We start from the raw sequence: 12,444 nt of genomic DNA on the forward strand, positions 1-12,444 counted from the left end.
TTGTAACAAGAGCTCCCGGGCGCTGCCAAAAGGATGGCAGACGCAGATGGCTGCATATATTCTAACTCATTGCATGAAAACTATCGTTAACGTACTGCTGGCTGCTGCCCTGATCGGCTTTAGCGCTTGCTCAGAAGACAATAAGACAACCAGCACATCTGCCAGCCAGACTACAACTGCGCCAGGCCAGCGTGCCGCTACAGCTGCTCCTGCAGGCAATGTTGCTCTGAACCCGGCACATGGCCAGCCAGGCCACCGCTGCGACATTGAAGTTGGAGCACCACTCGATCTGCCTGCACAGCCCAGACTGACGGCACCACAGCCGGCGTTCCAGCCGCAAGTGTCTGGTTCGGTAGCAGCCGGCACCAATCCGCCGCACGGCCAGCCTGGTCACGATTGCGCTGTACCGGTAGGAGCGCCGCTTCCTAAATAGGGACTGTGGAAGTCTGCAAAAAATAAGGGGCTTATTCTTAGCGCTATACCTGTCGGCGTTTAAAAAATATGGCCTGATTGTTTGACAAGCATACTTCTCTGCTTATATTTGCACTCCATTCAGGGTAACGTGGCCGAGTGGCTAGGCTCAGCTCTGCAAAAGCTGCTACAGCGGTTCGAATCCGCTCGTTACCTCTTCATCGCCCGGTCAGTATTCCTGACCGGGCGTTTTTTTTGCCCTTCTCAGGTTAAAATTTTCCAATTAACGTAGTCGACCGTTGCCATGGCGCGAGCGTCCACGCTCGTGTCTGGTATAGTAGGGCCTCTGGCCAAGGTATAAGGTATAGCTGAGGTATACTTATGATCTGGCAAGGTATAGCACTCTAAGAGAAGGCTTCAAAAGCTTAGGCTCTTTCGGATTTCCAAATCCGAAAGCCCTCTGCTGGGGATGTCCACATCCCCGTGTGAAGGTATAGCGGTTCTTGTTCCATAGCTTTCGCTTAGCCAGCGGGGCAGCCGTTTCGCCTGTGCGGCGGGCACTCACTTTTTTCCTTGATGAAAAAAGTAAGCAAAAAAATCAAGACGATTTTAAACTCGCTGACCGCTCAAACACAAAATCGTCCTTAGTGCACCTGGCACTGCTTTCCGTTTCATAGCTGGCTGAGAGTATGTCTTGCTATACCTGCCAGGGGGCATGTACTACATCGCTTATACCTTTTGAATGACAATAGCAGAAAGTCCCCCTTTGAAGGGGGCAGGGGGATGTCAATCGTGCAAGGAATCCTGCTAATCCTCTAATCCTGCAAATCCTTGGGTTAGGGGCCCTATAGAAAGATTCAGACAAAAGGTAAACAGGTATACCAACCCCACCCTAAATCACCTTTCTATACCTAAGTAATTATCTCCCAATTACTTCAATCGGATCGTTCTGATTTTTCTACACTGCCTATATCCTTTGTCGACTTATAACGTATTGCAAGCAGGCAATTTTTAGGTTGCCGTTTCCTTCAACACCTACAACTTATCTGATCAGGCAATACAAGCTGCTTACCCATTCCCATGAAGATTACAGACTTGCGCATCATGCGCGGACCAAACTACTGGTCTGTTGAGCATCCTAAAATTATCGTACTGAAGCTGGACCTGGAAAAATTAGCCGATACCCTTACCCATGAGGTAACCGGCTTTGCTGACCGTCTCAAGCGACTTTTCCCTGACATGTATGCTCACCGCGCTAGCGAAGGCGTGGCTGGCGGCTTTTTTAAGTCCGTGGAAGAAGGCACCACCTTTGCCCATGTCGTGCAGCACATCGCCCTCGAACTGCAAACAATGGCAGGTATGGAGAGCGGCTATGGGCGCTGCTACATGGCCCACGAGCAAGGCACGCATTTCGTTATTTTCTCTTATCAGGAGGAGCGTGCCGGAGAGTATGCCGCGCATGCTGCCCTGCGCATCGCCGAAGCCCTCATCAAGGGAGAGAAATTCAAAATTGATGAAGATGTCGACCGCCTGCATCAGATACGGGAGGATGAGTATTTCGGACCGAGCACTTACTCCATTGTGTCGGAGGCCGAGAGCCGGGGTATACCTTACATCCGCCTCAACCGCCACTCCCTTATACAACTGGGTTACGGCGTGAACCAGAAGCGCATTCAGGCTACCATGACCTGCGGCACCGCCTGCTTCGCTGTAGAGATTGCCGGCGACAAGAATGCCACTAAAGAACTGCTGGAGGAAGCAGGTATACCTGTTCCAAAAGGAACCACTGTATACGACCAGGAAGAACTGAAACGCGCCATCGACCGCCTTGGCTACCCGCTGGTGCTGAAGCCGCTGGACGGCAACCATGGCAAAGGCGCCACCATCAACATCACCAACTGGAAAGACGCCCTCAAAGGCCTGGCTGCCGCACAGCAGTACTCCGGGGCGGTGATGGTGGAACGCTACATCCAAGGCTTCGATTTCCGCTTACTGGTGATCAATAAGAAGTTTGTGGCAGCCGCCAAGCGTACTCCCGCCATGGTGACCGGCGACGGGGCTTCTACTATAAAGCAACTGGTAGATCGGGCCAACAAAGACCCAAGAAGGGGTGTGGGGCACGAGAAAGCCCTGACACGCATAAAAATTGATCAACACACCAAAAATATTTTAAAGGCCAAAGAGCTTACTACTCAGTCGGTTCTGCCCGAAGGGGAAGTGCTATACCTAAAAAGTACGGCCAACATAAGTACTGGAGGCACTGCAACCGACGTTACTGACTTAGTAGATCCTTACAACATCCTGATGGCTGAGCGTATTGCCGGTCTGGTGGGGCTGGATATCTGCGGCATCGATGTGATGACAACCGATATTGCTATTCCGCTGAACGAGGCGGGTGGTGCTGTGCTGGAGGTGAATGCGGCGCCCGGTTTCCGGATGCACATTTCGCCGACCTACGGACTGCCGCGCAACGTGGCCGAGCCGGTGGTCGACATGCTCTTTCCGCACGGGAAGCCGGCCCGTATCCCGATTGTGGCTGTTACAGGTACCAACGGGAAAACCACAACCACGCGCCTGATCGCGCACATGGTCAAAAACAAGGGCTACCGGGTAGGGTATACGACCACCGAGGGGATCTACATACAGGATAAACTGCTCGAAAAAGGCGATACAACCGGGGCTTACAGTGCACAGTTTGTGCTTAAGGACCCTACCGTAGACTTTGCCGTGCTGGAGTGCGCCCGTGGCGGCTTGCTGCGCTCAGGTCTGGGCTTCGACCAATGCGACATCGGCATTGTGACCAACGTGAGTTCTGACCACCTAGGACTGCGAGACATCCATACCCTGGAGGACCTGGCCAATGTGAAGTCGGTGATCCCGAAGAGCGTGAGCAAGGACGGATACGCCATTCTGAACGCCGATGATGACCTGGTATATGCCATGGCAGAAGGCCTGAAGTGTAAGGTGGCTTTCTTCAGTATGGACGAGAATAACCCGCGCATCCTCAAGCACATTGCCAAGGGCGGTTTGGCTGCAGTTTTTGAGAACGGTTATATCTCGATCTTCAAAAACAGCTACAAGATCCGCATCGACCGGGTGGGGGACGTGCCGCTGACCTTTGGTGGTAAAGCGAAGTTTAACATTGAGAATATACTGGCGGCCGCGTTGGCTGGCTATGTTTCGCACTTTGACATAGAAGATATTAAGCGTGCCCTGCGCACCTTCATCCCTTCGCCGGATAAGACGCCGGGCCGTATGAACCTGTTCGAGTTCCCGAACTTTGAGGTGCTGGTGGACTACGCGCACAATGTGGGCGGACTGAAAGCCATCGGCGGCTTTATGGAAGACCTGGAGGTGTCGCGCAAGGTTGGCATCATAGCCGGCGTCGGCGACCGCAGAACGCAGGATTTCTACGAGATGGGTCAAGTTGCGGGGGAGATATTCGATGAGATCATCATCCGACTAGACAACGACCTGCGCGGAAAGACGCCTGAGGAGATCACGTTGCCGATGCTGCAAGGTATAGAGGACGTGGCCCCGCACAAGCAGGTAAAGGTGATACCGGAGGAGATGCGCGCCATCGCTTATGCACTGGAGAATGCCGAACCGGATTCCATTGTAGCGATTTTCACGGAAGACGTGCATGAGTCTGTGAAAATGGTGGAGAGCTTTAAAGTAATACAACACCGCAGCAATATGCTGGTGGAATAAAGATTTTCTTGTTGATTAAATTCTAATGCCTGCATTAGAGAATTTCATGTGAACGATGGACTAAAACCCTTTCCTCAGGATAGGGTTTTTTTTATGGGGTGAATTGTTGATTGTGGAATTGTTGATTGTTGAATTGATGATAGTTAAATTGTTGAAAGTTGTGCCGACTATAACTGATGATGGAGAAGGTGAGAAAATTACTTGTGAGCTGTATACCTCTACCTGCTGCATCAATTAAACCGGCTATACCTTAGGGCGTACAGGCGGGCATAAAAAAAGCCCCGTCCATTTGGACGGGGCTTTCAGACTTTAGGGTTTATGTTATTTCAGTACGAAGTTGGTCGTTCCGATCAGGAAGCCGTCGGCGTACAGCTCAACCGTGTGCTGGCCTTTCTTATACTCAGCGTTTTTGCTGTACACGAAGCTTACCTGCTGCTGCGTATTGTCGAACACGATGTCGCGCTTGGCTGTGTAGTACATGTCCGCCCCGTCGATCTCAAAAGAGCCTGAACCGGTAGACAGGTTATACAGCGCTGCGCCATCTGGCTCGATCAGGCGCATGTAGATCGTTTTTGGCTCGCGCGGAGCCACATCGTTTTTGCCCAGGTTAAAGGCCACGCGGATCTTCTCCACATTTTTTACCTTGAACTCGTTGTTCTTGTCATCCAGTTCTTTACCGCGTTTGTTCACCACCTGCACGTTCATGCGCTGTGCTTCGAGTCTGGAGGCCACTTTTACCTTTTCAGCCAGGTTCTCGTTTGTCGACTTCATGGTAGTGAGGCTGTCGCTCAGTCGGTTTTGGGTTGTTTTAAGCGAAGTGTTTTCTGTAAAGAGCACTTCGTTGTCCTGCTTTAGGGTAGCAATTTCCTGGTCTTTCTGTTTCAATTGCTGCTCAAACGCCTGTGCACGGTCGCGGAAACGGCGCTGGTCAGCCAGGCTGTAGCTGCTCTTACGGAAACCGCGCAACTCGTTCAGGTCAGACGTGATAGAGGCGATCTGGGCTTCCAGCGAGTCGTTTTCAAGGCCCATGGCCTGCAATTCCTGGCTCTGGCGCTCAAAATCGGCTTTGAGGGCTTCGTACACTTTTATCTGGTTCTCCAGTTCCTTATCTTTCACACGGATCACCTCGGCCTGTTCCTCGTTTTTCTCTTTTTTCTGATAGTTCATGTAAAGCAGGATGCCGTTGATGCTGATCAGGATGACAAGGAGACCGCTGATCAGGAGTTTGCGGTTGCTTCTTTTTTCAGAAGGGTTCATGGGCTGATGTTCGTTTTGGGTGTCTTTTTTTTCCAGCGTACTCATATTTTAAGCTTTTTGTGTCTGGAATGGTTCGTATGCAAGTTTCAAATTTAAGACTTTTGCTGTATTATCATACAAGATGAAACAAGAATTTAATGCCGACTACTGGCAAAACCGCTACCAACTGGGCCAGACGGGTTGGGATGTTGGGGCTATAACGACGCCACTCCGCGATTATTTTGATCAGATGCCTAACACGGGCCAGCGCATCCTGGTTCCGGGCTGCGGCAACGCCTACGAGGCGGAGTACCTATACCATAAGGGCTTTGTGCATACCTATGTAGCCGATGTTGCCGAGGCGCCCTTGCAGCTTTTCTCTGAGCGTGTGCCGGATTTTCCAAAGGATCAGTTGCTGCTCCAGGACTTTTTTGCGCTTGACAGCCAGTTCGACCTGATTGTGGAGCAAACCTTCTTTTGCGCCATCGACCCAAGCCTCCGGCCTAATTATGCCCGTAAATGTGCTGAGCTACTTACGCCAGGGGGGAAACTGGTCGGCCTCCTTTTCGACACCATTTTTGAGCAACCCGGCCCGCCCTTCGGCGGTAGCCGCGAAGAATACCGCACCTACTTCGAGCCCTATTTTGAGTTCCTGCACTTCGAAACCGCCTACAATTCCATCCCGCCACGGCAAGGGAGGGAGCTGTTTATAGAGTTGAGGAGGTTGGGAGTTTAAGATTTTAAGAGTTTGTGAGTTAGAAAGTTGGGACGTTAAAAAGTTAGAAAGGTATAGCTTGTAGGCACAGATCGCAATCTGTTCGAATTGTGCACACGTATTATTTGTCTGAATCTTTATATAGGGCCCCTAACCCAATGATTTACATGGTTTTAAGATTTTCAGGATGGCTTAATAGGAACAGTTGATATTGTGAATTCTGATGATCTGTGGATAGGAGCCCTCTTAAATTCTGTGAATCCTAAGATTACAAATATAGAATCCTGTTAATCCTTTAATCCTGAAAATCCTGATTCAGACAAACAACAAATTAGCAATCACTAAATCGCTCAATCACTAACTCACTAACTCACTCAACCACTCATTCACTAAATCGCTACATCACTAAATTTTTCCCGTAACTTTGCAGGCCGAAAGGTATAAACCAAGCAATTCATTATGTTCGAAATACCCAAACTGAAACACACCGGCTCCGGTAACTTCTTCTTGATGGCTGGTCCTTGCGCCATTGAAGGCGAAGAAATGGCCCTGCAGATCGCAGAGCGGCTGGTAGCCATTACCGATAAACTGGAGATTCCGCTGATCTTCAAAGGCTCTTACCGCAAAGCCAATCGCTCCCGCCTCGACTCCTTTACAGGTATAGGCGACCAGAAAGCGCTGCGCATTCTGCAGAAGGTGAGCCAGACTTTTGATATACCTACCGTTACCGACATTCACGAAAGCGAAGAAGCGGCTATGGCTGCTGAATATGTGGATGTGCTGCAGATACCGGCTTTCCTGTGCCGCCAAACCGACCTGCTGGTAGCAGCTGCTAAAACAGGTAAGGTAGTGAACATCAAAAAAGGACAGTTCCTGTCAGGCGAGGCCATGCGCTTTGCCGTGGACAAAGTGCGCGAGTCGGGCAATGAGAAAGTGATCCTGACTGACCGTGGCAATAGCTTCGGCTACTCCGACCTGGTGGTGGATTTCCGAAACCTGCCTGAAATGCAGACAAACGGTGTACCGGTGGTGATGGACGTGACGCACTCGCTGCAGCAGCCTAACCAAAGCTCCGGTGTGACCGGCGGCAAGCCAGCCCTGATCGAGACGATCGCCAAAGCGGCCATTGCGGTTGGAGCCGACGGACTGTTCATCGAAACGCACCCACAGCCATCCATCGCTAAGTCAGATGGCGCCAACATGCTGCCACTTGACCAGCTTGAAGGCCTGCTCACCAAACTGATCCGTATCCGCCAGGCTATTCGCTAGACAGCCGATTAACATATGAAAGGAGAGCATTGACTGTGGTTGATGCTCTCCTTATTTCATTTAGATGACACCTATGACCACACCTACCCATACCCCCGAGTGGGAAGTTTATTTCTGCGACATCAACGAGCGCCCTGCCTGCATCAGCGTCGATCTGGCTTATGAGCACATGGCGCCTATACCTGAAAAAGACCGTGCCTTTGAGCTAGTGGTAGCACTGCAACAGCCTGATGCGGATGGCTTTCCGGAAGATGAAGCCGAGTGGGAGCAGCTGGAGGCGATCGAAGAGGCATTGGTGGAAGCGTTGCAGAACTCGCTGCAAGCTGCCTTTGTAGGCAAACTGCTGCACGACGGCAAGCGCAGCTTCTACTTCTACAGTGCTCAGGAAGCCCTACCGGAAGTGATCGCCACAAACGTGATGCAGCAATTTCCCGCCTATACCTTTGCCACTAACAACCTGCACGACCCCGATTGGGGCCTATACCTGGATTTCCTGTTCCCGGAGCCAGCCGACATGCAAAGCATTCGCAACAGCCGTATTCTGCGCATGATGGAGGAACAGGGAGACGAACACCACATTCCCCGCCCTGTGTCGCACTTTATAAGTTTCGCAACGGAAGCTAACCGCGCGGACTTTAAGCGTGCAGCAGAAGCAGCCGGCTATACCTTGGTCCAGGAAGGCAAGAACCAAAATGAATCGGATGTTCCTTATAGCCTCGTGGTAGCGAAAGTGCTACCTGTTACGGAGGAGGAAATCCATACCATTACGGTGGAGTTATGGCAAATGGCGGAGGAGTTTGAGGGCGTGTATGGCGGCTGGCAGGCGCAGGTAGTGCGGGAGAATGATTAGTAAAGCAAGGTAAAATGTTCTTTCGGTTGGGTCTTGCGGAAGAACACCAGCCCGACATAGAACAAGTCAATGGTTTGGCATACCTGCGGATGTTGCTTGATTTCCCGCCAGGCCCGCTTCATCTCAGCTGACCAATACAGGTCATCCACTACAAACACACTATGCTCGTGGTGTTTGTCTAAGCAGGCCTCGAAATAACGCATGGTGGGTTCGTAGCGGTGATTTCCGTCAAAAAAAACGAAATCCAGTTGCTCCACTAGTCGCAGTTGCTGTCGCAGCGTATCATCCAGGTTACCAATGACCTGCTGCACGTTCTGTAGTCGCAGCTTTACAAAAGTAGCCTTAGCCTCTGCTGCAATGGAAGGACAACCTTCGAAGGTATAGACCTTAGCCTGCTTGTTTCCCATGGCCAGGTATGATGTGGTGAGGCCGAGAGATGTACCCAGATCGAAAATAGTTCGGGGCTTGAAATGGGCTATGAGCCGAAACAGCAGTTGCGCATATTTGGCGGGTTTGGCTGAGGTGCGGGCAATGTAGCTGATCTTGCGGTCTTTTCTTAGTCCGGCCTTCGGACCAGCCCCAAAATCAGTAACAGGGATGGTTCTGTCCTCCAACAGTAACGAAGCACGCAGTTCCTCAACTAACGGATAGGCGTAGTAATCGCCTTCATGCAAGATGACGTTCTGATACAGGTCGAATACAAAAGGGGAGTGGACTCCGTGCAGCTTAAAAGCCCTTAGGCGGTAGAGCAGGTAATTTGCCGCAAGGTGGAAGGGGAGCAACGTTTAAATTGTTAGATTGTTGATGGTTGAATTGTTGTTTTCTGGATGATGATCTCAGTGTGTAAATCAGATTAATCCTTCAGAATCTACAAATTTAAAGGTATAGCCGAATTAACAATGAAACAATTAATTCAAGTATCGATAAATCAACATTTAAACAAGAATACCCCTTTCAACAATCAGTCTGTTATAGCCGAAACAACAATCAGCAATAAACAATCAACAATTAACCAGGTATAGCCGAATCATAAATTCAGCAATTTAACTATCAATTCAACTTATACGGTACGATGAGCGAAAACTCGGGTATGGTAACATGAAACTGTTTGCCGTCGACCATGCGCTCCATCAGGTAAGTGCCGCGCATTTTGCCCATACCTGTCTTCAGGTTGCAACCGGACACATACTCGTGCGACTCGCCGGGCTCCAGCACAGGCTGCTGGCCCACCACGCCTTCGCCTTCCACCTCACGCACAGAGCCAGTGGCGTCGTGTATGTACCAATGGCGGCGCAATAGCTTCACCGTGAACTCGCTGTTATTCTCAATACTGATCTTATAGGCAAATACGAAGTGCTGCTGTACCGGACTGGAGTAATCGGGCAGGTAGTTGGTCGTGACCGTTACTTTTACTCCTTCTGTAGTTTTTGTATCCATGTTACAGAGTTTTTTGTATAATTAGCATCTGTTTCAGGTATAGCCATTCCAGGCCTGTTACCTGTGTCCAGGCAGACCTAAACCCCTACAGACGCTCATGAATGTAAAGATAGAAGAAAGCTGGCAAAAAATCCTGCAAGAAGAGTTTGAAAAGCCCTATTTCAAAAACCTCGTGTCTTTTGTTAAAGACGAGTACACCTCCCAAAAAGTTTACCCGCCTGGAAACCAGATTTTCAACGCTTTCGAGCACTGCCCTTTTGATAAGGTAAAAGTAGTTATTCTGGGCCAAGACCCTTACCATGGCCCTAATCAGGCCAATGGATTGGCTTTTTCGGTGAAGGATGGTGTGCGCATACCTCCCTCGCTGATCAATATTTTTAAGGAGATCAAAAACGATCTCGGAAAGGACCTTCCCGCCACCGGCAACCTGGAGCGTTGGGCAGATCAGGGCGTTTTGTTGCTCAACGCCACCCTCACCGTGCGTGCAGGCGATGCAGGTTCTCACCAGAAAAAAGGTTGGGAGGAGTTTACCGATGCCGTGGTTCGCAAAGTGAATGACCTGAAGGAAGGCGTGGTGTTTATGCTATGGGGCGCCTATGCCCAGAAGAAAGGGGCTTTTATTGACGTACGCAAACATTTGGTGCTCAAAGCAGCCCATCCGTCACCTTTCGCTGCCGACCGCGGCTTCTTCGGCACACACCATTTCAGCAAAGCTAACGAGTATCTGAAGGCGCAAGGCAAAGAGCCGATTGATTGGTAACCTCCCCCCAACCCCCTCCTAAAAACAGGAGGGGGAGCTAGCAGTTTGAGATTTTACTTCCAGTTCGTGGTTTTAAACTGCTTCGGGTCAAACCAGCTTTGCTCTACTTTTTCAGGGAAGGAGATATTGAAGTACTCCTCGTGCAGGAACAGCTGGCCGTTATTTTTAAAGACGATCTCCGTTGCGACCATATTCCCTTCAATCTCCTGGTAGTTGTTCATCTCCACATCGCGGGCCACGCCTTTGTTATTCGTTAAAATGCGCACCACATAGAGGTTCTCCTTGTCTACCCAAATCTGGCTGCGGCTTTGATCGTTCGGATCGGTTGTGCCGACTACATAGGCTTCGCGGCCCTGCCAGGTCGCTTCTGTCAGCTGGCTCAGGTCGAAGTTCAGTTCCTGTGCCTTGCGGATGGTGGTGGCTGGGTCGTAGAAGTACACATCAAAGCTCAGCAGCACCAGTGGGTGAATCGAGTATTGTTTGTTCGCCAATTGCCCTTCTTTGAAGGTATAGACCGTATCCTGGTTATAGATCACGCCGTTGCCGGTCTCAAAGCCATCGAAGCGGATGTGCAGATTGGCCGGGTAACTGTAGATTTCCTGCCAGATCTCCTCACGGCTCACCTGATCGTCCTTGTAGAAAATGGCCCGTTGGTCGAAGGCAAAGTTCGGGTACCACTTGTTTTCCCAGTGGCGGTACATGGCCTCGATCACTTGCTGACCATTTTGAGGCTTGCTGGCAGTTGTTGTCATCTTTTGGGTGCAGGCTAGGGTAAGGAAGGGGAGAAGCAGGTATAGGATGCTGGGTAACAGGTTTTTTTTCACGGTTTTATGTATAAGTATAGGTTTGCTTTTTTTCAGGCGCCTCTCAGAATTTTCTCCATCTTTTTACCCTTTGCCAACTCGTCTACCAACTTGTCTAAATACCGGACCTGCTTGGTCAAAGGGTTTTCAATGTCTTCTACCCGATAGCCACAGATCACGCCCGTTATCAGATGCGCATTTGGGTTTAAGTTCGCCCGCTCAAAAAAGTCAGTGAAGGTTGCTTTCTCTTCTATCAGTTTCAGCAGTTGCGCGTCATCAAAACCCGTTAGCCAGGTAATGACCTGGTGCAGTTCCTCTTTGGTTCTGCCTTTCTTTTCTACTTTGGTAACGTAGTGCGGGTATACAGAAGCAAAGGTCATGTTGGCCATGCGTGCGTCGTGCTCGGGGGTAGTTTTCATGTTTGGTGTTGTAATGTTTTTAGTCGGAGGTTAACGTACTTGGCCATAAGGCGGCGTAGCTGGCTTATGGGTGTGGTTAGCGTTTGTATTTCTTTGTTATTCTTTCTCCTTCTGATTCAATCTTCAGAATGATTTCTTTTGAAGTCACAGAATCTATTTCTACACAGTTCCTAAGTCCGCCAATTTGCTCTTTTACGCAGTTGGAATCCGAGAAATCCTTGACTACTATTTCCTTCTTATTCTTTAGGTCAAGGAGTTTTAGGTCTTCGTTTTCTTCATATATGTTTGTGATGTAAAGGATTACCTTTTCTGGTTGGTTCACATCCACCCAAACCCCATTCATCAATTCCTTGCCTGTCTTCTTGTCAATCAGCTGTATCTCGTGAGGATTCCCTGAACCGAATGACTGCACAAAAAGGAAAGTATCGCCAAAGTCTGCTCCGATGTAACCAAGGTTCTTATGAAGCATTGGATAGCTTGTCTCGCTCAACTGCTTAATATCCCTCTTCCCTTTTACAAGTGTAAGGCTCTGTAGTCCTTCGTCTGTTGCTGAGTCAAGATAGACTCTGTAAGAAAGGTGATAGCCTTGACTTAGAAGCGTGTCGTAACTATACTGCTCAATTTCTTTTTTATTCAATTCTATTCCTTTACCCTTTTTGTCCTGTGCGTTGGTAGCAAAAGCAAAGAGTAGAATTAGCAATATGATGTGTAGAGCTTTTATCATTTCATGTACACGCTAACGGTCTCGTGTATACCTTGTGCGAGGCAATCAGCCGAAGCATTGGGTATAAACCTTGTTGGCGGCTGGAGTTCTTATTCTTTCACAACCGTTT

The 12,444-nt window shown here is 49.7% G+C and carries 13 protein-coding genes and 1 tRNA gene; 7 read left to right on the top strand and 7 right to left on the bottom strand.

Annotated elements, in window-relative coordinates:
- Positions 1-73: 73 nt before the first annotated feature.
- Positions 74-433, top strand: coding sequence for a hypothetical protein (locus BD749_RS17925; protein ID WP_101447059.1), 360 nt, complete (start codon positions 74-76; stop codon positions 431-433).
- Positions 434-556: 123 nt separating this feature from the next.
- Positions 557-627, top strand: a tRNA-Cys gene (locus tag BD749_RS17930).
- Between the two features lie 48 nt (positions 628-675).
- On the opposite strand, the gene BD749_RS19695 is transcribed toward BD749_RS17930, so the two are convergent.
- Positions 676-804: a hypothetical protein gene (locus BD749_RS19695; protein WP_262503009.1), complete on the bottom strand. Its 129-nt coding sequence runs from the start codon at positions 802-804 to the stop codon at positions 676-678.
- 687 nt (positions 805-1,491) lie between these two features.
- Here BD749_RS19695 and cphA point away from each other — a divergent pair.
- Positions 1,492-4,122, top strand: a complete 2,631-nt coding sequence (gene cphA / locus BD749_RS17935; RefSeq protein ID WP_101447061.1) for a cyanophycin synthetase — start codon at positions 1,492-1,494, stop codon at positions 4,120-4,122.
- Positions 4,123-4,443: 321 nt separating this feature from the next.
- On the opposite strand, the gene BD749_RS17940 is transcribed toward cphA, so the two are convergent.
- Entirely contained in the window at positions 4,444-5,424 is a 981-nt protein-coding gene (locus tag BD749_RS17940; RefSeq protein WP_101447063.1) for a hypothetical protein, read from the bottom strand.
- Positions 5,425-5,500: 76 nt separating this feature from the next.
- Between BD749_RS17940 and BD749_RS17945 the strand changes: the two genes are divergently transcribed.
- From BD749_RS17945 to BD749_RS17955, 3 genes are all read left to right on the top strand, one after another.
- Positions 5,501-6,094: a methyltransferase domain-containing protein gene (locus BD749_RS17945; RefSeq protein WP_101447065.1), complete on the top strand. Its 594-nt coding sequence runs from the start codon at positions 5,501-5,503 to the stop codon at positions 6,092-6,094.
- A 438-nt stretch (positions 6,095-6,532) separates the two neighbouring features.
- Positions 6,533-7,342, top strand: a complete 810-nt coding sequence (gene kdsA, locus BD749_RS17950; RefSeq protein WP_101447067.1) for a 3-deoxy-8-phosphooctulonate synthase — start codon at positions 6,533-6,535, stop codon at positions 7,340-7,342.
- 73 nt (positions 7,343-7,415) lie between these two features.
- Positions 7,416-8,192 (top strand): DUF695 domain-containing protein, encoded by a 777-nt coding sequence (locus BD749_RS17955; protein WP_101447069.1) that lies wholly within the window; start codon positions 7,416-7,418, stop codon positions 8,190-8,192.
- Here the strand turns inward: BD749_RS17955 and BD749_RS17960 are convergent.
- The gene (locus BD749_RS17960) at positions 8,189-8,974 is read right to left on the bottom strand and encodes an O-methyltransferase (RefSeq protein WP_101447072.1); all 786 of its coding nucleotides are present in this window, start codon (positions 8,972-8,974) and stop codon (positions 8,189-8,191) included. The genes BD749_RS17955 and BD749_RS17960 overlap by 4 nt on opposite strands.
- A 268-nt stretch (positions 8,975-9,242) precedes the next feature.
- The gene (gene apaG, locus BD749_RS17965; protein WP_101447074.1) at positions 9,243-9,629 is read right to left on the bottom strand and encodes a Co2+/Mg2+ efflux protein ApaG; all 387 of its coding nucleotides are present in this window, start codon (positions 9,627-9,629) and stop codon (positions 9,243-9,245) included.
- Positions 9,630-9,726: 97 nt separating this feature from the next.
- Between apaG and ung the strand changes: the two genes are divergently transcribed.
- A complete protein-coding gene (gene ung / locus BD749_RS17970; protein WP_101447076.1) occupies positions 9,727-10,389 on the top strand; it encodes a uracil-DNA glycosylase in 663 nt (220 codons plus the stop codon).
- A gap of 53 nt (positions 10,390-10,442) precedes the next feature.
- On the opposite strand, the gene BD749_RS17975 is transcribed toward ung, so the two are convergent.
- The 3 genes from BD749_RS17975 to BD749_RS17985 form a co-directional block, all read right to left on the bottom strand.
- Positions 10,443-11,213, bottom strand: a complete 771-nt coding sequence (locus BD749_RS17975) for a LolA-like protein (protein ID WP_101447078.1) — start codon at positions 11,211-11,213, stop codon at positions 10,443-10,445.
- A 32-nt stretch (positions 11,214-11,245) separates the two neighbouring features.
- The gene (locus BD749_RS17980; protein ID WP_101447080.1) at positions 11,246-11,611 is read right to left on the bottom strand and encodes a DUF2200 domain-containing protein; all 366 of its coding nucleotides are present in this window, start codon (positions 11,609-11,611) and stop codon (positions 11,246-11,248) included.
- Between the two features lie 76 nt (positions 11,612-11,687).
- Positions 11,688-12,335 (bottom strand): hypothetical protein, encoded by a 648-nt coding sequence (locus tag BD749_RS17985; protein WP_101447082.1) that lies wholly within the window; start codon positions 12,333-12,335, stop codon positions 11,688-11,690.
- Between the last annotated feature and the right edge of the window lie 109 nt (positions 12,336-12,444).

The organism is Pontibacter ramchanderi (genome assembly GCF_002846395.1).
GTDB lineage: Bacteria > Bacteroidota > Bacteroidia > Cytophagales > Hymenobacteraceae > Pontibacter > Pontibacter ramchanderi.